Origin of the sequence: Desulfospira joergensenii DSM 10085, from assembly GCF_000420085.1 — a bacterium.
GTDB classification, from domain to species: domain Bacteria; phylum Desulfobacterota; class Desulfobacteria; order Desulfobacterales; family Desulfobacteraceae; genus Desulfospira; species Desulfospira joergensenii.
This window is the reverse complement of the sequence record NZ_ATUG01000003.1, coordinates 429,845-450,503: the sequence shown is the minus strand read 5'-3', so window position 1 is coordinate 450,503 and position 20,659 is coordinate 429,845. Positions and strand designations below refer to the sequence as shown.

Here is a 20,659-nt window from a genome sequence, read left to right as displayed (position 1 = left end):
TCTAAAATTTTTCTGGAAGGCCAACGGCTTAATCTGAAAAATAAGCGTACTGCCCCGTGGCCTCGAGTACGGACTGCCAGAGCCGTCCATTGGGATCCAGGGTCTTTCTCTTGCCGGCCGAGGCTTCCATGGGCACATGGATATAATGGTTGCTCCAGAAGCTGATGAGCACCTTGGTCTTTCCGGCCATGCCGGCATGGACCGCATCCCTGGCCAGAAGGCCGCAGAATACACTGTCGTTGGCATTGGCCGGCAGGCTCCGGATAATATAACTGGGATCGATATACTTCAGGGAAATGGGGATATCCTTTTCCTTGAAGTATTGACTTATGTTCTCTTTAAGGAACTTACCGATATCCTTTAAAATCACGTTGCCGGAAGGGTCGTATTTTTTTTCCCTGTCCTTGAAGAAGTTCTGTCCCGCACCTTCGGCCACGATGACCACGGCATGGCGCCTCTGCTTGAGCCGTTTCTCAATGGCCTGGAGAAGCCCGTTTCTTCCATGGAGCTGAATATCCACCTCCGGGATCAGCACGAAATTGGCATCCTGCTGGGCCAGGGCGGCAGTGGCGGCCAGAAAACCGGAATGCCGACCCATGAGTTTGATGAGGCCGATGCCGTTGGGATAGGCCTCGGCCTCATTATGGGCTCCTTTGATGGCCATGGTGGCCACATCAACGGCCGTGTCAAACCCGAAGGATCTGGACACCAGAAATATATCGTTGTCAATGGTTTTGGGAATGCCCACCACGGAGATCTTCAGCTCCCGGGCAGAGATCTCATCCACGATTTTCTTGGATGCCATAAGGGTGCCGTCCCCGCCGACCATGAAGAGAATTCCCACGTTCATCCGTTCCAGGCAGTCCACCACCTTGCCAATGTCCTGGCTTCCTCGGGAGGAACCCAGGATGGATCCGCCCTTATCCTGGATTCCGGAAACCGCAGCCGGATCCAGGTCCATGACCTCATGGCCGAATTCCGGGATAAATCCCTGGAGACCGTGGCGGATTCCGTAAATATTCCTGACCCCGTAATTGTGGTAAAGCTCCAGCACAATGGCCCGGATGATGTCGTTGAGGCCCGGGCAGAGGCCTCCGCAGGTCACAACGGCGCATTTAAGCTTGCTGGGATCAAAATAGAGATATTCCCTGGGCCCGGCCAGTTCAAAGCTGGGCAGTTCTACCCCCGCAGCAAAGGCATCCTTGAATGCCTCGGGCCGGACATCGGCCAGGATCCTGGCATCGTCGGAGATAAAATGCTTCTGGGCCCGGCCGGCCTGATCCTCCCTTTTCATGGGAGAAACAATGTTGGCCTTGCCGAGTGTGGAAATTTCAGTTTCAAACTCCTGGACATTCATTAACTGCCTCCATTGTATTTAAAAGATCCTTTCCCTAGAATGTCGTGAAGGTGAAGAATTCCTTGCAGCCGGTTATCCCTGCCGGTGATGGGAAGAACCGTGATCTGATACTTTTCCATGATGTTGAGGGCATCGTATAAAAAAGCATCCGGACTCAGGCTGTGGGGATCTTCCGTCATGATATCCTTGGCTTTGCACTTGCCGAGCATGCCCGTGCCTTCGGCGGCATGATGCCGGATATCCCCGTCTGTGATAATGCCCCTGACCCTTTGCTCCCGGTCCAGAACTATCACAGCTCCCAGCCGGTGGCGGTCCATTTCCCCAAGGGTGGAAACCATGGGATCCTCCTCGGACACGCAGGGGGCCTTTGCTGTTTCAAACATGATCTCTTCAACTCTGCAGGTCAGCCTCTGGCCCAGGGCGCCGCCGGGGTGGGACCGCATGAAATCGCTTTTTCTGAAGTTTTTCTCATTGATCAGAACCACGGCAAGGGCATCTCCCATGGCCAGCTGGACCGTGGTGGAGCAGGTGGGAGCCATGTTAAAGGGACAGGCTTCCTTTTCCACTCCGGTGTCGATGACCAGATCGCAGAACCCGGCCATGGTGGATGAGGGGTTCCCAGTGAACCCGGCCAGGCGGCATCCAATGGCCCGGATCTCGGGAAGAAGCTGGTTGAGTTCACTGGTCTCCCCGGAGTTGGATATGGCAATGAAGACATCTTCGGGCCTGACCATGCCCAGGTCACCGTGGACCGCTTCCACAGGGTGGAGAAACATGGCATTGGTGCCGGTGCTGCTCAGGGTGGCCGCTATTTTACGGCCGATGAGCCCGGATTTACCGATGCCCGAGATAATGACCCGCCCGGTGGAGGAACAGATATCCTTAACAAGAATTTTAAAGGAGTCATCCAGGTTTTCGGCAAGTTTTAAGATGCTTTCGGCTTCCAGTTTCAGTACGTCGATTGCGCTTTCTATGATCATATTTCCATTCTAACTTTCAAATTAAATTTTTGGACGTGTTTTATCGGTTTTGAAATTTCAAATTCGATTGTGCCTTAAGTTTGGTTATACAATAATCCCGGGGTTTTTCCCATTAAAAAAATTTTCGGACATGGGTGGATATACCCGAGATGCTGGGAAAAGGTTGCTGGATATTTCAGGAGGATGCTGGCTCGGAATTTTCCTCTTTGGTGCATTGGAGCAGGGTAGCGAGGTAGTATTTTTTTCTGATTTTGAACATTTTACAGCTCTTAAAGGTTTTAAAGATTTTGATCTTACCCGGCAGCAGGAGGGGATGGAGATTCCGCTTAATCCCAGCCCCCCGTCCTGGGCGGCTGGGAAGCTGAAATGCCCGGAGGTTTTCCGTCCTGGACCTCAGCGCATTTAAGCCGCTCCACCCCCATCCCCTCCTGCTGCCTGATCGGCCTGGTTTGCCATGGTTGTAATTTTCTAATCTTGTATCAATGGATTGCCCTTTTGGGCATTCGGCTTTTTTCAGAACATCTTAATTTTGTATAAAAAAATACGCTTGAAATTTTCTTGACACCTGCCCATAGCCGGGTTACAGCTTATCATGTTTAAAACATTCAAATACAAGAGGCTGAAGATCCTTAAGGAGCTAAATATGGGTATGTATAATCCTCCCCATCCCGGCCAGGTCTTAAAAGAACTTTGCATTGAACCCTTAGGTTTGAGTATCACCGAGGCAGCAAAAGGCCTTGGGATTTCCAGGAAGACCTTGTCAGCGCTTTTAAATGGCCGCTTCGGCATTTCGCCTGAAATGTCCATACGGCTTTCTAAAGCCTTTGGAGGCAGTGCTGAAAGTTGGCTTATTCAACAAACCCAATATGACCTTTGGCAGGCAAGGCAAAATGAAAGTCACGTTAAAGTCAAAACTTTTACGTAATGATAATATCATTGCTTTTCCTGGGGCGAAACCCATTTGAATTCAATTTGATTGTATATAAAATTAACAGTTGCATTTTCGGACCGGTAATGATTATCTCCAATTAAGCTGATTTCCAGTTAGGATCAGCCTATCTTAAAAATAGTTGGATAATATTCATTTTTTACACTCTATACAGATCTGCATAATCACTTGTTATGTCTTCCAAATATCAAAGGAACTTAAAATGAAACAATTTCTGATAATATGTTGTATGCTAATATTGTGTTCTTGTGGATCATTGCAGTCTCAACTTCTAAATGAAAAGCCTTCATCACGTTATTACGGTGTAGAATTGCATACGCCATCATTTTTACCTGACGGAAAAAGTTTGCTCTTTTGTATTCAAAATAAAAAAGGGACAACAATATATAAATTGAGTATTGAAGGAAACTCACAACCCATTTCTTTAAAAAACTATAGTAAATTTGACTATAATCCTGTCTGCTCTCCTATCGGAAATAAAATCGTTTTTGAATCAGGGAATGGGGAGACAGCAGCAGATATTTGCTTAATGGATATAGATGGTTCGAACAAAATTGCAATTACAAAAAGCCCGGATCATGATTATAACCCTATTTTCTCACCAGACGGCTCAAAAATTTTCTTTATTAGGGCAAAGTCTTTTAAAAAATATTCTCCAATTGCAAGGAAAGGTTGGCATGACTCTGACATTTACTCTATAAACCTCGATGGAAGTGGATTAACAAGGATAACAAATGGCAATTATTATGCCATTAATGACCTGAGCGTAGACCCCAAAGGAGAAAAACTGTTAGCCTATATGATGGGTAGAAAATTTGAATGTTGCACTATTTTTGAAATACCTATTAAGGATCCCGACAATATTAAGCCTATTAAACCCATAATTAATCCAAAAGATACAAAACTAAGGCTACTCCGTCCTTTTCAAAGAAGATCTTTTGATTATGATAAATTGTATAATCCCAAATTTTGCCCTATCAACGCAGACATCTTATTCATGCCTAACTTTGATGAAATACATATTATGAGTTCCAAAACGGGCCTTTCAAAAAAGATTATTCATCTTGATGAAAATGAATATACAGGGATATATGATCCTCCATCTTTTTCTTTTGATGGGGAAAAAATAGTTTTTATTGAACAAAAAACTATCAGTTTTAGAAAAGATTCCTATACTATTTGGATTAGCAATGCCGATGGTTCAGGCAAAAGAAATGTGTTTTAGAGATTATCGTCTTAATGAAGTTTAGAACTGAAATTAAATTAAAGTTTGAGGTGCGACGGCATCAGACATAACAATTCGGTGTAGCATACCGCTTGGGGCTCCTCCTTTACATCAGATCGGGAGCCCCTGACATTACAGTCAACTTAATACATTATTCTCCTGACAACCGGGGAAAATCAACTATCAAGTTTGTTAAATGGCAAATTGAAGCCCTGAAATTCAAAACAATGCATTAATAAGTAACAGGAGCAACCAATGAACCAGAAAAAAGGCATAAATCAGCAGCAGATCGAGCCCAGAAAAACTGCGGCTTCAAATAAGAAGAAAATTCAGGACCAGGCCTCCATGGGATCTTCTCTTTTGAAGAAGAATGAATTTACCCTCATCATTGCCGGGGCGCTGGTGGTTACGGCCATTGTGTTTTTTCTGTTTTTCCGGAGTTCAGGGCCAGGTAAGGTTGAACCGGTTTCTGATACCGGTTCTTCGGCAAAGCTTGAGGAGCGGATCAAGAATATGGAATCTGCTCTGGAAGAGCTGAAAATGATGAAAGAGCAGGTTGGATTGTCCGGGGAAAATTCTGAAGCGGATCCATCCGTGAAAAAGGATCTGGTTGAGGTCCGGCAGAACCTGTCCCGCCTTGAGAACTCGGTTACCCTTAAACTCGACTCCCTGATCCGGCGCATGAATGTGCTTGAGAAACAGATGGTGGGAATCAAGGAAGCAAAAGCCCCGGCAACGAAAGCGCCGGTCAAGAAGGTGGAGAAAAAAGCCGTTGTGGCATCCAAGCCTCCGGTGAAAAAACCGGCCGTGAAAGCCACCAAAAAAACGTCCATGTTCCATACCGTGAAAAAGGGGGAGACCCTCTGGTCCATTTCCCAGAAGTATAAGACCACGGTGGCCAAACTGAGAAAGCTGAATAACCTGACTCCGGAGACCAAGATATATCCGGGCACCAATATTCTGATCCGTTAGGTTTTCAGGTTAAAGGTCAGGAAGACCCATTATTATCTGTAGGTTTTTTCCCAGGCGGTCTTGATCTTTTCCGGAAAGACCGCCGATTTTTTTAATGATGAGGCGGCTGTCCAAGGTGAAGAGTTTCATACGGATTTTTGAAGGGGCAGGGAGCCCCGCCTTCTTCAGGCTGCCGATGGGGACATCAAGGGGCCATTCCGGATTTTTATCACTGGTGATCAGGTATGTTTGACAATATCGATAAGGTCCTTCACTTTTTGAACGTCCTTGATGCCGGGCTCTTTTTCCACACCAGAAGAAACATCCAGTCCCCAGGGCCGGGCCTGGTCAAGGGCCTGCCGGACATTTTCCGAAGAGAGTCCTCCGGCCAGGATCACGGGTTTATCCGTTTTTAGTCCTGAGGAGACCGAGTAATCCCAGGTTTCGGCATTGCCTCCGGGGAGAATGCCTTTCCCGTACTCAACCAGGAAAGCGGAGGCGTCCGGGTATTTTGCCGCATCTGTCAGAAGGGGGTTTCTCGCGGCAAACAAAGCTTTGATAACGATGAGGCCCTGTCCAGTCAGCTTTTGCACCAGTTCCGGGGATTCGCTCCCGTGGAGCTGGGCCGCCTTTATTCCGCAGATCTGCTTTACTTCCATGATAAAATCAAAGGTTGCATCTACAAAGACCCCGCAGAAAACCTGATCCGGGGGCAGGGCACGGGTGATTTCTGCGGCCTGGGATATGGAGACGTTCCTGGGGCTTTTTTCAAAAAAGACCAGACCGATGGCATCTGCTCCGGCCCGGACGCAGTCGACTGCATTGGAAGGATCGGTAAGGCCGCAGATCTTAATGAAGGGCGGCCGGGGAACGTGGATTTTGGAAATCATCTGGTTTTTCCTTTCTTCAGGGCTTTAGGCCCCATACCGGTGGCCGGTAAAACCATTAACCATTTCAATTCCCGGCTACTCTTCCCCCCTGAGAGATCGGATAAAGGCACGGGTGTCGGCGGCCCGGACAATGCTTTCCCCGACCAAAAAGTTGAATATCCCGTTTTCAAGACCTTTTTCCACTCCGGCCCGGCCGGAGATGCCGGAGGCTTCCACGGGAATAATATCATCGGGGAAAATGGCCGCGATTCTCTGGGCCGCGGTCACGTCCACCTCCAGGGTGGACAGATTCCGATTGTTGATCCCCACTACTTTGGCACCGCAGAACAGGGCCTGGTCCAGTTCGAATTCCGAGTTGATCTCCACCAGGGGTTCCATGCCAAGTTCCCGGGTCAGAAGGGTGAAATCCCTTTGCTGGTCCCGGGAGAGCATGGTGGTGATGAGGAGGACGGCCGAGGCCCCGGCTTTTTTGGCTTCAAATATCTGAAAAGAGGAAATAATAAAATCTTTTCTCAGCACGGGCAGGTCCGTGGCCGAGCAGGCAATTTCAAGATCCTTGAGGCTTCCCTTGAAATACCGGGATTCCGTAAGAACGGAAATGGCTCTGGCCCCGGCCCGGGTATACTCTTTGGCATAGGATTTTGGATCCAGGTCCGGCCGGATGTCTCCCTTGGACGGGGAGGCTTTCTTGATCTCGGCAATGATGCCGGGATCCTTGGGGGAGCTTTTGGCCATGACAGGTTCAAAACTGGCCGGTATGGGAGTATCTTCAGCTTCCCTGCGGAGGATGGCCAAAGGGATGGCCGTCTTGCCTGCGGCCACCTCTTCCTGTTTGATTTCAAGGATGGTCTTTAAAAATCCGGAAACGCCCATCTTATCCGTTCTCCCGGGTGTACTGGGCCAGAAGTTCCAGTTTTTCCAGGGCCTTGCCCGAATCAATGGAGGTTTCAGCCAGGGCGATTCCCTCTTTCAGGTCAGGGGCGGCCCCGGCAGCCACCAGGCCGCAGCCGGAATTGATCAGGACAATGTCCCGTTTGGGTCCTTTTTCCCCCTTGAGCACGGAAAGGGTGATGGCGGCATTCTCCTTTACATCTCCCCCTTTGAGGTCTTTTGGATCAGCATATTCGCCAAAGTAGTTCATGGGATCCAGGTCATAGGATTTGATGGCGCCCTGGTTGAGTTCGGATACCCGGGTCAGGTCCGTGGTGGTGATCTCGTCCATGCCGTCGTGGCCGTGGACCACGAAGGCCCGTTCCACTCCCAGGATTTTCAAAGCCCGGGCAAACATCTCGGTCAGGGCCGGGGCATAGACCCCGAGGATCTGGCAGGAGGCCGCCGCCGGATTGGTCAACGGTCCCAGCATGTTGAATATGGAACGGATGCCGCAGTCCTGGCGGGCCTTGCCCGCATATTTCATGGAACCATGGTAAAGGGGGGCAAACATGAAACCGATGCCGATCTCGTTCACGGCCTCTTCCACGATTTCAGGGTCCACCGCGAGGTTGACCCCCAGTTCCTCCAGAACATCGGCTGATCCGCATTTGCTGGAGATGGAGCGGTTGCCGTGTTTGGCCACGGTGATCCCGGCTCCGGCCACCACAAAGGCCGTGGTGGTGGAGATGTTAAAGGAGCCGGAAGAGTCCCCGCCCGTACCGCAGGTATCAATGACCTTCTTGGACAGGGCCTGGATCCGGACGGCCTTGCGCCTCATGGCCTGGGCTGCACCGGCCAGTTCCTCAAAGGTTTCCCCCTTGGTGGCAAGGGCAGCCATGAAAGCCCCGATCTGGGCCTCTGTGATCTCCCCGGAAAAGATGTCCATGAGCATGGAAGCGGCAGATTCCCGGTCAAGGTCCTTGCCCTGTATGATCTGGTTTAGATTTTGGGTGAAGTTCATTTGGATCTAAGCTCCTTTGATAAAGTTACGGATCAATCGTTTGCCCACAGTGGTCATGAAGGATTCCGGATGGAACTGAACTCCCTGGGTGGGATGCTCCCTATGGCGGATACCCATGATTTCTCCGTCTTCTGTCCTGGCCGTTACCATAAGGCAGTCGGGCAGGTCAGACTCCTGTACAGCCAGGGAATGGTAGCGCATTACGGTAAAGGGCTTGTTCAGGCCGGTGAAGATATGCTCCCCGTCCGCCGTGACCACGCTGGTCTTGCCGTGCATAATTTTTTTGGCGTGGATCACGGTTCCCCCGAAGCTCTGGGCAATGGCCTGGTGGCCGAGACAGACCCCCAGGATGGGAATTTTCCCGGAAAGGGCCTGGATGGCATCCATGGACACGCCGGCATCCTCGGGCCGTCCCGGTCCCGGGGAGATGACAATGGCCCCGGGGTTCATGGTTTCCAACTCCTGTACGCTGATCTTATCGTTCCTGAAGACTTCCACTTCCACACCGGTGTGGAGAATATAGTGGACCAGGTTGAATGTAAATGAATCGTAATTGTCAATGATGGCGACCTTCATTCCTCTATCTCTCCTTTGAATGGGATAATGCCAGTTTCAGGGCGGTTTCAACGCTTTGGGCCTTGTTCCGGCACTCTTCAAGCTCTTTCTGGGGATCGGAATCGTATACAATCCCGGCCCCGGCCTGGACCACCAGGCGGTTTCCTTCCATGACCGCCGTCCGGATGGTTATGGCAAAATCCATGTTTCCTGTAAAGGAAATATATCCTGCCGCACCGCCATAGACGTTCCTGGGACGGTTCTCCAGCTCTGCTATGATCTCCATGGCCCGGATCTTGGGGGCACCGGAAAGGGTTCCGGCCGGGAAAGTGGCCTTGAACAGGTCAAAGGCGTCCACCTCCTGTTTGAGGTCACAGGTGATATTGGAGACCAGGTGCATGACATGGGAGTAGCGCTCAATGACCATGGTGTCGGTTACCTGGACGGTTCCGGCCTCGGCCACCCGGCCCAGGTCGTTCCGGCCCAGGTCAATGAGCATGACATGCTCGGCCCTTTCCTTTTCATCGTTGAGCAGCTCATCGGCCAGGGTCCGGTCTTCCTGTTCCGTAGCTCCCCGGGGCCTTGTCCCGGCAATGGGACGCAGGGTGGCCACGTTGTTTTCCAGGCGGACCATGGTCTCCGGGCTGGATCCGGCAATGACCCGGTCTTTAAAGTTCATGAAAAACATATAGGGAGAGGGATTGATATACCGCTGGGCCCGGTAGATCAGGATGGGGTCCACCTCTGTTTTGCAGGTAAAGGGCTGGGAATAGACGGCCTGGAAGATATCCCCCTCCCGGATATGGTGCCGGATTTGGTCCACATTGTTCCGGTAGACCTGTTCCGGAGTTTCAGACTCCAGGGTGAAGTCGTTTCCCTTTTCCGGATATTTGGTTTCAAAGGGGCGGTTGATGGTGGAAAGGAGATTGTCCAGGTCTGCCCGGGCCGAATCAAATACCGCATCGGGATCCGAGTCCGGGGTGAGATAGCAGATCTTCATGCAGGTCATGGTCTGCTGGATATTGTCGAAGATGACCATCTGGTCCGGGATGATAAAATGGGCATAGGGGGTGTCCCCGGGCAGGGACACGGGGATGTTTTCGAAAAACGAGACCATTTCATAGGCCATATACCCGGTGATTCCGGACCAGAACCTGGGAAGATCCTCCATTTTGGCCGGGGTATAGGCCTTGATAATGGTTCTGACCACGCCCAGGGGATCGTTGTTATGGGGAATTTTTTTTACTTCTTCCTGTTTTTCCCCGGTGCCGGGATCCATTCCCCGGGTGCGGACCTCCACATGGTCCCTGAATATCTTCAGGGTGCCAAAGGCGGACACCCCTAAAAAACTGTACCTGGCCCAGCGTTCTCCCCCTTCCACACTTTCGAGAAGAAAGCTTTCCATTTCATTTGAATAGGTTTTCTGGAGAATGGAGACCGGAGTATCTGTATCTGCCAGCACCCGGGTGCAGATGGGAACGACATTGCAGGTTTCGGCCAGTTCGCTGAATTCCGACTTATTTGGAAACTCTTTTAAGATCATGATGTTCACTCGGTTTCAATGGGTTAAAACTAAAAAAGGCTGCATGGGCAGCCTCTTGTGTTATCCTGGGTCTGCAGCAAAGGTTCGGCTGCTGCAGTTGAACAGGTCATAACTGCAGCAGCAATGGCCAGTTATGCCATTGGCAGGAATTCATTTTTATGGTGGCGGAGTCTGTGTTCATTTTTCCTCTCAAGGTTTAATTTATCTGGACATATCCCAAACTCCACCAACTTGTCAAGACAAATGTTTCTCTTGATAGAAACAAAACCATCGGCATGGACAAAGGCATGGACAAAATCTCAATTTATGGTACAAAAGATCCGGAATTTAACAGGATAAGGGCGGCTCCTTCAAGGTAGGGATCCAGCCCGTACGGATCACATTTTATGTTTTTAATTTTTCCCCCAGTGGCAAAACCCAGCGAACCCCCGGCCGGAGTAGCACTTCTGTCTGCGGCCCTGAAAGAACACGGCCTGGACTGCAGGGTCTATGATGCCAATATTGAAGGTCTGCTTTTTCTGATCCAATCGGATCTTGAATCCAATCTGAGCCCCAGGGACTCCTGGTCCAGAAGGGCCCTGAAAAATAGGGAAACCATCCTGGAAGACATCCGGACCCTTTCCCTCTATACCAATGAGGACCGGTACCACCAGCGGGTTTATGATCTGAACCGGCTGCTGTCCATCTCCGTGGATCCGGACCGGTTCCGCATCACCCTGAGCGATTATTCGGACAACCGGCTTTCCTCTGTCTCTTCCCGGGATCTGCTCAAAAGTGCCGAGCAGTACAGGGAAAACCCCTTTTATCCTTTTTTTGAAGAAAAACTCAAATCCCGGATCCTGGACTGGGACTCCGAATACATAGGAATCTCCCTCTGCTACCTGAACCAGGCCCTGGTCAGCTTTGCCCTGGCCGGCTGGATACGGGATAATTTCCCGGAAAAGAGACTGGTCATGGGCGGAGGCCTGGTCTCCTCATGGATGGCCCGGCCCGATTTTGACAATCCCTTTGCAGATCTTGTCCATGTGATGATCCGGGGAGAGGGTGAGCAGCCTTTGCTGGAACTTCTCAATGTTTCCGGCACCACAAAAAAGCACTATATTCCGGACTATAAATTTGCCGGGGAGCATGATTATCTGGCCCCGGCCAGGATCCTGCCCTTCAGGGCCTCCATCGGTTGTTATTGGTCCAAATGCAGGTTCTGCCCGGAAAAGGCAGAGACCCGGCCCTATGCCGCCCAGAGGGCCGCCAAGGTGCTGGAGGACGTCCAAACCATGGGCCGGCGCCATCAGCCGGATGTGGTTCATTTCATCGACAATGCCATGACTCCGGCCTTTCTCAGGGCATTGTCCGGTCAGCAACTTGATTTTCTCTGGTATGGCTTTGTCCGGTTTGAAAAGGATTTTTCAGACCCAAGGTTCTGCCGGGACCTCAAAAAAAGCGGGTGTGAAATGCTCAAGCTGGGCCTGGAATCCGGGGATCAGGAGGTTCTGGACTGGATGAACAAGGGGACCCGGCTGGAACTGGTCTCAAAGACCCTGAAGAATCTGCACCGGGCCGGGATTCTCACCTATGTCTATCTTTTATTCGGAACCGGGGCCGAGGACGAGGACGCCGCCCGCCACACCCTCGATTTTGTCAAGGCCCACAAAGAGTACATCGATTACCTGAACCTGGCCGTATTCAACCTGCCCAGGTTCAGTGAGGATGCAGATGACATGAAGACCCGGGAATTTTACCACGGGGACCTTTCCCTTTATCTCAACTTCACCCACCCGAGAGGATGGGACCGGAGAAAGGTCAAGCAGTTTCTGGATAAAACTTTTAAAAAAGAGCTGGCCATCGGATCCAGGTTCAGGAAAAATCCGGCTTTTTTTTCATCCAACCACGCTCTGTTTTTTAATGAGGAAGGGGAAGAAAAATGATTGCACAAATTCTGTCCACCGGAGATGAGATCCTGCTGGGAGATCTGGTGGATACCAATGCCAATTTTTTATGTGACAGACTCAAACAGGCCAATATCCATGTAAAAAAACTTTCAGCCGTGGGAGATGACCTGGATTTGATCGTAGAAACCCTTAAGCAGATTTCCCGGGATACGGATCTCTGCCTGGTCACAGGCGGCCTGGGCCCCACCCAGGACGACCTGTCTTCCGAGGCCTGTGCCAGGGCTGCCGGGGAAGAACGGGTCTTCAATGAAGAGGCCGGTTCATCCATGGAGGTTTATTTTAAAAAACGGGGCTTTGAACTCACCCAGGAAAACCAAAAACAGGCCCTTTTACCTGCTTCTGCCGGGGTTTTGGTCAACCATCACGGCACGGCCCCTGGATTTTATATGCGGATCAACCAATGCCTGTTTTTCTTCATGCCCGGGGTCCCCTCTGAGATGAAACTCATGTTTGAAAATGTGGTTCTGCCCAGGATTCAGAAAGAATTCGACCTGGATATTCATCTTGTCATTGAGCGGCTCACCCTGTTCGGCCTGGGCGAATCCATGGTCGGAGCCCGGCTCAAGGCTTTTTCCGACCTTTTTCCCGGCATCCGCCTGGGGTTCAGGGCCAGTTTCCCCTGTGTCGAGGTCAAATTGGTGATGTCGGACACCGGTACCAGGACCCGGCCCGAATCCCTGGAAAAAATGGCCCGGGCCAAGGCCTGGGCCGTTGAACAGCTTGAGGGGAAAGTTTTTTCCCTTACCGGATCTTCCATCCAGGCGGAGGTGGGCAGGATCCTGCGGGATAATAAACTCACCTTGGCTGTTGCAGAGTCCTGTACAGGGGGACTGATTTCAAACTGGATCACGGATGTAGCCGGAAGTTCCGATTATTTCCTCTTCTCCGGAATCACCTATTCCAATGAGGCCAAGGTCAGGATTCTGCAGGTCAGTCTAAAAACCCTGGAAGAACACGGCGCGGTTCATGAGGAAACCGCCCTTGAAATGGCCCGGGGAGCCAGAAAGGCGGCCGGGTCTGACTGGGCCGTCTCCACCACCGGCATTGCCGGGCCCGGCGGAGGAAGCGATGAAAAGCCCGTGGGCACGGTCTGTATCGGCGTGGCCGGGCCTAAGATTTCCCTGGCAAAACGGTTTCACTTTACATTCGACAACAGGGACAGGAACAAGAAGATCTTTGCAGCCACGGCCTTGAACTTTCTCCGGCGGCAGTTGTTGAAGGGTTAAGCCTTACATATGGACAAAAACCAGGACAGGGTTTCTCGTTCAAACTCATCCTGATCCCCTTTGTCGGTCATCTGGTGGTCCCCATTTTTATGGATGATCAGTTTTTTCGGGGACCGCATCCGGTCATGGAGTTCCAAGGCATTGGAAACCGGAACCACTTCATCCCTGTCTCCGTGGAAGACAAGTACATGGTGAAGATCTTGGGCCTTGTCCAGAATATCAAAAAGCAGATTTTCCGCAAAAAAGGTCAGGGGCAGGGCAGGGCGGCTGTCATTGGCCTGGACCGGGATGTTTTCAATGGTCCGGCTTCTCACCGGAGCGGAACAGAGCACCCCTCCGCGAAGATTCACCTCCATTTGTTCCAGAAGGTTCCAGGCATTGATGCAGGTGGCCCCTCCCATGCTGGAGCCGAACAGGCCGATATCTCCGGAAAAAAGATCCAGGTCAATAAGGTGCTGGACTGCGGCCAGATAGTCCTCTGTCCTTTTTTCAAGGGAGGTCTCTTTGATAAAATCCCCGTCACTGCTTCCGCATCCCCGGTGATCAAACCGGAAAAAGGCGATTCCGTTTTCCGGCAGAAGCCGGGACAAGACCATCTGCTTGGCCGAGTTCATGCTGCCTTCAAGGCCGTGGGAACCGATGACCAGGGCAGGGCGCTTGTTTTTTGGCAGATGGAGTTTCCCCCTGAGACAGAAATCCCGGACTTTGAATTCAATGTTCAATTTTGAAACCTTATTGTTTTAAATGACAATCTGTCGTATAATATCTGGTTTGCAATTAATATTTAAATCGATTACCGATTCAGAATAACCCTGGAAGAATACTATAGAATGACAATAAAAAAAAGAAAGACCTACGAGCTTGACATCATCGATCTGGCCTTTGGGGGCAAGGGGCTGGCCAAACCCGAAGGATTTCCGGTATTTGTGGACCGGACCCTGCCTGGGGACAAGGTCTTTGTCAAGGTGGTTAAAAAAAAGAAATCCTGGGCAGAGGCCAAGCTGATTAAAATCCTGGAACCCTCCCGCCTCAGGGGAGATGCCAGGTGCGCCTATTGCAATTTCTGCGGAGGATGCCGGTGGCAGGAGCTGGATTACGATCAGCAGCTGGCCTATAAAAAACGCCATGTGGAAGAATCTCTGGCCCATATCGGGAAGCTGAAACAGGTAAGGGTTTTGGACGTAATCCCCTCGGATCCGATTTTCGGATACCGGAATAAGATGGAGTTCTCCTGTTCCCAGAAGCGATGGCTCATGCCCGACGAACTCGAGGATGAGAGTATTAAAAAAGACCTGGGTATCGGCCTTCACGTGCCCGGCACCTTTGATAAGGTTATCGATATTGAGAACTGCAGCATCATGCCGGAAAAGGGAAATGAAATCCTGGCCGCTGTCCGTGAATTTGTAAAGGCCTCCGGGCTGCCGGCCTATCATTTAAGATCCCATGAGGGTTTCTGGCGTTTTGTCATGCTCCGCCATTCCGTGGCCTTTGACCGCTGGATGGTCAATATCGTGACCCGGGAGAAAAATCCTGGGATTCTCAAAGCCCTGGGAGAGCACCTCTCTGAAAAATTTTCGGAAATCGAATCCATTGTCAACAATATCATTGATACAAAATCCGGGGTGTCCACGGGACAGGAAGAAATACTCATCCACGGCCGGGACCATATCCGGGAAAAGCTGAAAGGCCATGAGTTCAGGATTTCGGCCAACTCCTTTTTCCAGACCAATACCCGGGCCTGTGAGAATCTTTACGCCAAGGTGGAGGAGTATGCCGATCTCAAAGGAGACGAACTGGTTCTGGACCTCTATTCCGGCACCGGCACCATTCCCATCTGGCTGTCCGGCCGGGCGAAAAAGGTAATCGGTATTGAAATCGTAGCCAGCGCAGTCATTGACGCCAGGAAGAACGCCGAATTAAACGGGATCCTGAACTGTGAATTCCTGGAAGGGGATATCAAAAACGTTCTTCCGTCTCTTGGCCGGACCCCGGATGTCATGATCATTGATCCGCCCCGGGTGGGCATGCACAAGGACGTGGTGGCCCAGGTCCTCGGAATTCATCCGGAAAGAATCGTTTACGTATCCTGTAATCCCGCCACCCTGGCCCGGGACCTTGAAATGCTGGCCCCGGTGTACGAAATCGAGGAGGTCCAGCCCGTTGACATGTTTCCCCATACCTATCATATCGAGTCGGTGGCCCGGCTGAAAAGAAAGCATTTCTGAGGCGGCCGGAAAGGGTTGGGTTTCCTGCCGCCTCAAAGAATCAGGCGGATTCCTCCGCCGGCATCTTGGGTTCGGAGAAAAGACAATTGAGGATGATCATGTCATCGTCTTTTTCCTGTTTAACCACATAGGGAAGTTTGTTGAACAACCGGATCATCCCCTTGTTCTGGGGGGAGGTATAGGCGATGAGTCCCTTGATTTCATTGTCTTTGGCCGCCTTGGCCAGCTTGTCAAGGAGAACGTTGGCAATGCCCATTCCCTGGTACTCCCTTGAAACGGAAAAGGCGATTTCCGCCATGTTGATAATGGTGTTCCGGAAATATTCACCCACGGCGATGATCTTTTCAAATCCCAGCTCCCCGATGGTGGCCACGATGGTCAGGTCATTGACATAGTCGATCTCAAATGTGGTCTCGATCTGATCGTGAACAAAGCTTTTCTTTTCATGGAAGAACCGGGAGATAATATCCCCCCGGTTCATGGAGTAGTAATGTTCCTGGATGCCCCGTTCATCCACGGGTTTTGCCGGTCTGAAGGTGATGGGGATATCCTTGATGGTAATGATCTCCTCGTACTTGAGGGGATAGACTCCCTTAATGGCCTGTTTGAATTTCCGGCCGGAGTCAATGAGGTCCTGCTCCTTGGCCTTGGAAAAAAGCTCGTCCCTGTAATCGGGATGGGCAATACTGATCAGGGCCATGGCCCTTTCCTGGAGGGTTTTCCCGAACAGGTTGACCACCCCGAACTCTGTGGCCACAAACTGGACATCCCCCCTGGGCACAACCACGGCAAAATCCGAAAGTTTTGGAATAATCCGGCTCCTCTTTCCATGGTCCGAGGTGGCGGTCATCATGAGTATGGATTTTCCATTCTTTGACATGGCCGCCCCCCGGGTAAAATCGAGGAGACCGTTGATGCCGGTGTAGTTGTTGAAGGGAAGGGCATCGGCCGCCACCTGGCCGGTGAGGTCAATGGCAATGGCCGTATTCAGGGATACCATGGAGTTGTGACGGGCAATGATGGCCGGATTGTTGATATAGTCTGAGGGATGAAATTCAATGGAGGGGTTATCGTCGATAAACTCATAGAGAAGATCTGAACCCACGGCGCTTCCGGCAACCAGCTTGCCCTCGTTAAATCCCTTTTTCTTGTTGGTGACAACCCCCATGGAAAAAAGCCGCATCATGGTATCCGAGAGAAACTGGGAATGGATGCCGATGTCGTTTTTATCGGCCAGGCATAGCATGGTGGCCTCGTTGGTCACCCCCAGGCTGGTCTGGACAGTGGAACCGTCATCGATGAGCCTGGAGATATGCTTGCCGATGGTATTGGCCTCCTCGGTCTCGGGAAGGGGCTGGATGGTGAGCAGGTCTTCTTCATGCTCCACAATATAGTCCACATCGTTCACATGGATGAAGCTTCTCCCCAACACCCTGGGCATGGAGGGATTGACCTGACAGATGACCATTCCAGCGGACTCACAGGCCGCCATGTTGATATCCACGGAAACCCCCAGGCTCATCCAGCCGAAATCATCCGGCGGGGAGACCTGGATCAGGGCTGCATGCAGGGGCATGAGCCCGGTTTTAAAGAGCTGGGGAATCTGGGACAGGTTGATCGGGGTAATGAAACGCTGGATCCTGGAGATCTTTTTGGGTGAGGCAGATCCCAGGTAAAAGGACCGGATATTCATCTGCTGGGAATGGGACTTGTTGGCGATCCGGGTCAGAGGACCGCTTTCAATGCTCAGAAGCCTGACAATTTCAAGATCGGTAAACCGGTTGGAGATCCGGGACAGCTCATTGACAAGATGCTGGGGTTCACCGCAGGAAGATCCGATAAACACCCTTTGGCCGGGGCGGATATGCTGTAATGCCCCCTGTGCATCGGTGAGTTTTTCCACAAAAGAATCTGCCCAGTAAGAAGGTTTGGTAATCATATATAGCACTCCCTTAAAATTCTAAATTGTTAAAGGTATAATAGTAAAAAAACCGATTAAAGGCCACCTCTAAAACTGAGATCCCTTTCTATAATCAAAACAGGCATGTTGAAAACCTGATCCGGTTTTAAAGTTTAGCCTTGCGGTTTTTTATAGAATTTTGTATTTCTGCAGGGTGTCAGTAATTTTATGAATCATATTCAAAAAATAAAGAGGAAAGAATGGGCATATATGAACGCAAGCAACGGGAAAAAGAACTGAGACGGCAGGAAATCCTCCATGCCGCACGCAAAGTTTTTTCCGCCAAGGGGTTTAACTCCACCACCATGGAGGAAATCGCCTCCCAGGCAGAACTGAGTCCCGGCACCCTCTATCTTTATTTCAAGAACAAGGAAGAACTCCATACTTCCCTGTCCATAAACATACTTGCCTTTATCTCCTCCCAGATTAACCGGGTCGTGGAGGAGAGCATTTCCGTTGACGACAAAATTGAACGGTTCAGGGATATTTTCATTGAGATCTATGAACAGGATCCCCAGATTTTAATCAACCTGTTCCACCTTCAATCCGGTGAGACCCTTCACAATCTTTCCGACGGAGTGATGCAGCAGCTTAAAAAATATTCCACAGAGGCCCATGGCGCCATAATCGCCGTGGTAAAAGAGGGGATTGAGTCGGGTATTTTTATTGAGGAACATCCTGTGGCCCTGGCCGATGTCATCTGGGCGACCTATTCGGGGGTGGTTCTCTGGGTGGACTCCAAACGTCTTTTAAATGATCAGAAGGATTTTGTAAAATCCACCCTGACAACGGCATTCAGGATCATGCTCCAGGGATTCAAAGCCAAGTAAAAACATCCCCGGCCCAAAAACCTACTTACAGAGCCGGTGTATGGTCTGGGCATGCCAGTCTCCCCTTCCGGAGAAAGTGGGAATGCCCTTTTCCTTTAGATAATCGGCAATGATGGCAAAGGTGGCCCCCTGGGTTCGCATATTCCGGATCATCGCCAGCACATCATCTTTGGTATAGTGGGTTCCGGAGGCATAGGAGGTGGTCGCCATGGGCCGCGGGGCTGCAGAAGAAGCTCCAACAGTGAGATCACTGGAAAGAAAATTATTGAGTGATTCAAAGAAACCGGCCACGGCATCGGCCTGACGAATATTTGCCTCTGCAAGCTTCTCGTTTGAGGCAGTCTGTTTTTCAACCTGTTCGGTGAGATTGGCGATATGTTCGATGATTTCAGGCAGGATTTCGTTGATTTTTTCGGACAGGCCCTCTGAGTTTCCTGTAAATCCGGCTCTACGATCTTTGACGATCCTCCGGTCATTCTGGGGATAATAGTTGCCGTCCATGGATTTTCTGGGGTGGGCGGATTCCTTTTTGTGGGAGCTTCTCAGATTTCTTAAAAAATCACTCATAATACTGCCTCCTGTCAGGGGTTAGCCGTATATATCTCTTTCGCGTGGGCACGGCCCCGCGAATGAATTAATGGGGTTAATAGATTGAATTCGATTTATTGTATTAATCCATATTAATATTTTTTCCAGGCCCAAGTCAAGCACGGGAATCATATAATTGAGCATGAAATATTCAATTTATGAATGCAAGACTCGTGTCTGTTCTGTATTTTTTGGATTCGTTTACTGACCCTTGTGAAACCGAGGAAAAAATAGCACATCTACCCTGATAAAGTCAAAATTTTTTCGCATCCAATTATCTTAGGTTGACAAGGGTCCTTCCGGTTAGCTTCCCGTTCAGGATAAGGCCTATTTTATTGTCCAGGTCATTTAAATCGATTTCGTCGTAGATCTTTTCGAGCATGGGGAATTTCCAGTCACTGGCAAGCCTTTCCCAGACCGTTTGCCTCAAATTCATGGGACAATGCTGGGAATCGATTCCCAGAAGAGAAACCCCCCTCAGTATAAAAGGAAACACGTTTATGGGCAGGTCCGGGGATGCCACGTTGCCGCAGCAGGTGACCACACCGTCCTGACCCGTGGCCTTGATGGCCGTTGCCAGGATTTCTCCTCCAACCGTATCAATGGCACCGGCCCAGGAGGCCTTTAAGATAGGCGGCTTGCTGTTTTCAAGCAAGGACTCCCTGGAGATGACCGCCCGGGCGCCCAGGGAATCCAAAAGAGTGGTGTCGGTCTTTCCCGACAGAGCCGTGACCTTGTATCCCAGATGGGAGAGAATCCCCACACTGAGGCTTCCCACCCCGCCCGTGGCGCCGGTGACCAGGATATCCCCCTGGTCGGGCCCTACGGTCCGGATCAGTTTATGAACCGACATACCGGCCGTGAATCCGGCGGTTCCGAAAATCATGCTCTCCTTCATGGTCAGGCCCTGGGGCAGTTTAACAGCCCAGTCTGCCGGGACGCGGATGTACTGGCCGAATCCGCCCCAGGTATTCATTCCCAGATCGTAACTGGTGACGATGACGGCTTCTCCCTTTGGAAACCTGGGGTCCCGGCTCTCTTCGACAACTCCGGCCGCATCTATCCCGGGTGTATGGGGAAATTTGCGGGTCACTCCGGGGTTCCCGGTTGCAGAAAGGGCATCCTTATAGTTCAGGGATGAATAATGGACCCGGATTAAAAGATCGCCCTGGGGAAGATTTTCCAGGGGGGTTTGTCTGACCTGGCCTTTAAATTCTTTTTTTCCAGTTTCCTCTACGATATAGGCCTTGTAAGAAAGATTTTCCATTCTGCCGTCCCTTTGAGTGAAAAGGTTCACGATTTTTTTCAGACTCTGTAAAACGGATCGTGGCCGACGGCCTTTTCCTGCCGTTGTTCGACCGCCCGGACTGCCAACCCTCTATTAATTTAACAGAATTGCATTGGATAGCCAATGGTTTTAACTCTATTACGATAAATTGATTTTTGAAATAAACGGCCCTTGATAAGATTGGACACGACTTTTTTCAGATGCCGGTCAAAAGTTTTTGTCCGTGATCTGTGGAGACAATCCCCAGGC

General features: G+C 50.6%; 20 protein-coding genes. 8 read left to right on the top strand and 12 right to left on the bottom strand.

All coding sequences use genetic code 11. From position 1 onward, the window contains the following. Positions 1-28 precede the first annotated feature (28 nt). Both F608_RS0126245 and F608_RS0126240 read right to left on the bottom strand, forming a co-directional pair. Entirely contained in the window at positions 29-1,357 is a 1,329-nt protein-coding gene (locus tag F608_RS0126245) for an ATP-dependent 6-phosphofructokinase (protein ID WP_022668727.1), read from the bottom strand. Further along, complete coding sequence (locus F608_RS0126240) at positions 1,357-2,337, bottom strand: KpsF/GutQ family sugar-phosphate isomerase (RefSeq protein WP_022668726.1); 981 nt, start codon at positions 2,335-2,337, stop codon at positions 1,357-1,359. Before F608_RS0126240 ends, F608_RS0126245 begins: the two co-directional genes overlap by 1 nt. Positions 2,338-2,386: 49 nt before the next feature. Between F608_RS0126240 and F608_RS36350 the strand changes: the two genes are divergently transcribed. The 4 genes from F608_RS36350 (at position 2,387) to F608_RS35375 (ending at position 5,483) form a co-directional block, all read left to right on the top strand. After that, the gene (locus F608_RS36350) at positions 2,387-2,743 is read left to right on the top strand and encodes a hypothetical protein (protein ID WP_153307608.1); all 357 of its coding nucleotides are present in this window, start codon (positions 2,387-2,389) and stop codon (positions 2,741-2,743) included. A gap of 237 nt (positions 2,744-2,980) precedes the next feature. Next, positions 2,981-3,262, top strand: a complete 282-nt coding sequence (locus tag F608_RS0126230) for a HigA family addiction module antitoxin (RefSeq protein ID WP_022668724.1) — start codon at positions 2,981-2,983, stop codon at positions 3,260-3,262. A 226-nt stretch (positions 3,263-3,488) separates the two neighbouring features. Beyond that, entirely contained in the window at positions 3,489-4,511 is a 1,023-nt protein-coding gene (locus F608_RS0126225; RefSeq protein WP_084681287.1) for a TolB-like translocation protein, read from the top strand. Between the two features lie 255 nt (positions 4,512-4,766). Then, positions 4,767-5,483, top strand: a complete 717-nt coding sequence (locus tag F608_RS35375) for a LysM peptidoglycan-binding domain-containing protein (protein ID WP_022668722.1) — start codon at positions 4,767-4,769, stop codon at positions 5,481-5,483. Between the two features lie 9 nt (positions 5,484-5,492). Here the strand turns inward: F608_RS35375 and F608_RS37260 are convergent, their stop codons facing one another. The 6 genes from F608_RS37260 to F608_RS0126190 form a co-directional block, all read right to left on the bottom strand. Next, complete coding sequence (locus tag F608_RS37260; protein WP_341833822.1) at positions 5,493-5,651, bottom strand: hypothetical protein; 159 nt, start codon at positions 5,649-5,651, stop codon at positions 5,493-5,495. A 50-nt stretch (positions 5,652-5,701) separates the two neighbouring features. Beyond that, complete coding sequence (locus F608_RS0126210) at positions 5,702-6,352, bottom strand: phosphoribosylanthranilate isomerase (RefSeq protein ID WP_022668720.1); 651 nt, start codon at positions 6,350-6,352, stop codon at positions 5,702-5,704. A gap of 75 nt (positions 6,353-6,427) precedes the next feature. After that, positions 6,428-7,225: an indole-3-glycerol phosphate synthase TrpC gene (gene trpC / locus F608_RS0126205; RefSeq protein WP_022668719.1), complete on the bottom strand. Its 798-nt coding sequence runs from the start codon at positions 7,223-7,225 to the stop codon at positions 6,428-6,430. A gap of 1 nt (position 7,226) precedes the next feature. Then, complete coding sequence (trpD, locus tag F608_RS0126200; RefSeq protein WP_022668718.1) at positions 7,227-8,246, bottom strand: anthranilate phosphoribosyltransferase; 1,020 nt, start codon at positions 8,244-8,246, stop codon at positions 7,227-7,229. A gap of 6 nt (positions 8,247-8,252) precedes the next feature. Then, entirely contained in the window at positions 8,253-8,822 is a 570-nt protein-coding gene (locus F608_RS0126195) for an anthranilate synthase component II (protein WP_022668717.1), read from the bottom strand. A 4-nt stretch (positions 8,823-8,826) separates the two neighbouring features. Further along, a complete protein-coding gene (locus F608_RS0126190) occupies positions 8,827-10,344 on the bottom strand; it encodes an anthranilate synthase component I family protein (RefSeq protein ID WP_027363138.1) in 1,518 nt (505 codons plus the stop codon). Between the two features lie 386 nt (positions 10,345-10,730). Between F608_RS0126190 and F608_RS0126185 the strand changes: the two genes are divergently transcribed. Both F608_RS0126185 and F608_RS0126180 read left to right on the top strand, forming a co-directional pair. Beyond that, positions 10,731-12,269, top strand: coding sequence for a B12-binding domain-containing radical SAM protein (locus F608_RS0126185; RefSeq protein WP_022668715.1), 1,539 nt, complete (start codon positions 10,731-10,733; stop codon positions 12,267-12,269). Then, positions 12,266-13,519: a CinA family nicotinamide mononucleotide deamidase-related protein gene (locus F608_RS0126180; protein ID WP_022668714.1), complete on the top strand. Its 1,254-nt coding sequence runs from the start codon at positions 12,266-12,268 to the stop codon at positions 13,517-13,519. The genes F608_RS0126185 and F608_RS0126180 overlap by 4 nt, the downstream gene beginning before the upstream one ends. On the opposite strand, the gene F608_RS0126175 is transcribed toward F608_RS0126180, so the two are convergent. Continuing rightward, positions 13,516-14,241 carry an alpha/beta hydrolase gene (locus tag F608_RS0126175; RefSeq protein ID WP_022668713.1) on the bottom strand — a complete coding sequence of 242 codons (726 nt, stop codon included), beginning with the start codon at positions 14,239-14,241 and terminating at the stop codon, positions 13,516-13,518. The two genes, F608_RS0126180 and F608_RS0126175, sit on opposite strands and share 4 nt — an antisense overlap. 108 nt (positions 14,242-14,349) lie before the next feature. Here F608_RS0126175 and rlmD point away from each other — a divergent pair, with 108 nt between their 5' ends. Beyond that, positions 14,350-15,744, top strand: coding sequence for a 23S rRNA (uracil(1939)-C(5))-methyltransferase RlmD (rlmD, locus tag F608_RS0126170; protein ID WP_022668712.1), 1,395 nt, complete (start codon positions 14,350-14,352; stop codon positions 15,742-15,744). Positions 15,745-15,784: 40 nt separating this feature from the next. Here the strand turns inward: rlmD and F608_RS0126165 are convergent, their stop codons facing one another. Beyond that, positions 15,785-17,680, bottom strand: coding sequence for a bifunctional acetyl-CoA hydrolase/transferase family protein/GNAT family N-acetyltransferase (locus F608_RS0126165; RefSeq protein ID WP_033399106.1), 1,896 nt, complete (start codon positions 17,678-17,680; stop codon positions 15,785-15,787). Between the two features lie 224 nt (positions 17,681-17,904). On the opposite strand from F608_RS0126165, the gene F608_RS0126160 reads away from it, so the two are divergent. Next, positions 17,905-18,534, top strand: coding sequence for a TetR/AcrR family transcriptional regulator (locus F608_RS0126160; protein WP_022668710.1), 630 nt, complete (start codon positions 17,905-17,907; stop codon positions 18,532-18,534). Between the two features lie 21 nt (positions 18,535-18,555). Here F608_RS0126160 and F608_RS0126155 read toward each other — a convergent pair whose 3' ends face one another. Further along, on the bottom strand, positions 18,556-19,101 hold the full coding sequence (locus F608_RS0126155) for a hypothetical protein (protein ID WP_022668709.1): 546 nt from the start codon (positions 19,099-19,101) through the stop codon (positions 18,556-18,558). 295 nt (positions 19,102-19,396) lie between these two features. After that, a complete protein-coding gene (locus F608_RS0126150; protein ID WP_022668708.1) occupies positions 19,397-20,389 on the bottom strand; it encodes a YhdH/YhfP family quinone oxidoreductase in 993 nt (330 codons plus the stop codon). Between the last annotated feature and the right edge of the window lie 270 nt (positions 20,390-20,659).

What these genes read in the sequence shown, in the direction of transcription:
- F608_RS0126210 (WP_022668720.1), bottom strand. Translation starts at nt 6,352, where the DNA reads ATGATTTCCAAAATCCACGTTCCCCGGCCGCCCTTCATTAAGATCTGC.
- F608_RS0126195 (WP_022668717.1), bottom strand. Translation starts at nt 8,822, where the DNA reads ATGAAGGTCGCCATCATTGACAATTACGATTCATTTACATTCAACCTG.
- rlmD (WP_022668712.1), top strand. Translation starts at nt 14,350, where the DNA reads ATGACAATAAAAAAAAGAAAGACCTACGAGCTTGACATCATCGATCTG.
- F608_RS0126155 (WP_022668709.1), bottom strand. Translation starts at nt 19,101, where the DNA reads ATGAGTGATTTTTTAAGAAATCTGAGAAGCTCCCACAAAAAGGAATCC.
- trpD (WP_022668718.1), bottom strand. Translation starts at nt 8,246, where the DNA reads ATGAACTTCACCCAAAATCTAAACCAGATCATACAGGGCAAGGACCTT.
- trpC (WP_022668719.1), bottom strand. Translation starts at nt 7,225, where the DNA reads ATGGGCGTTTCCGGATTTTTAAAGACCATCCTTGAAATCAAACAGGAA.
- F608_RS0126185 (WP_022668715.1), top strand. Translation starts at nt 10,731, where the DNA reads ATGTTTTTAATTTTTCCCCCAGTGGCAAAACCCAGCGAACCCCCGGCC.
- F608_RS0126230 (WP_022668724.1), top strand. Translation starts at nt 2,981, where the DNA reads ATGGGTATGTATAATCCTCCCCATCCCGGCCAGGTCTTAAAAGAACTT.
- F608_RS0126225 (WP_084681287.1), top strand. Translation starts at nt 3,489, where the DNA reads ATGAAACAATTTCTGATAATATGTTGTATGCTAATATTGTGTTCTTGT.
- F608_RS0126240 (WP_022668726.1), bottom strand. Translation starts at nt 2,337, where the DNA reads ATGATCATAGAAAGCGCAATCGACGTACTGAAACTGGAAGCCGAAAGC.
- F608_RS0126160 (WP_022668710.1), top strand. Translation starts at nt 17,905, where the DNA reads ATGGGCATATATGAACGCAAGCAACGGGAAAAAGAACTGAGACGGCAG.
- F608_RS0126150 (WP_022668708.1), bottom strand. Translation starts at nt 20,389, where the DNA reads ATGGAAAATCTTTCTTACAAGGCCTATATCGTAGAGGAAACTGGAAAA.
- F608_RS0126180 (WP_022668714.1), top strand. Translation starts at nt 12,266, where the DNA reads ATGATTGCACAAATTCTGTCCACCGGAGATGAGATCCTGCTGGGAGAT.
- F608_RS0126190 (WP_027363138.1), bottom strand. Translation starts at nt 10,344, where the DNA reads ATGATCTTAAAAGAGTTTCCAAATAAGTCGGAATTCAGCGAACTGGCC.
- F608_RS35375 (WP_022668722.1), top strand. Translation starts at nt 4,767, where the DNA reads ATGAACCAGAAAAAAGGCATAAATCAGCAGCAGATCGAGCCCAGAAAA.
- F608_RS0126245 (WP_022668727.1), bottom strand. Translation starts at nt 1,357, where the DNA reads ATGAATGTCCAGGAGTTTGAAACTGAAATTTCCACACTCGGCAAGGCC.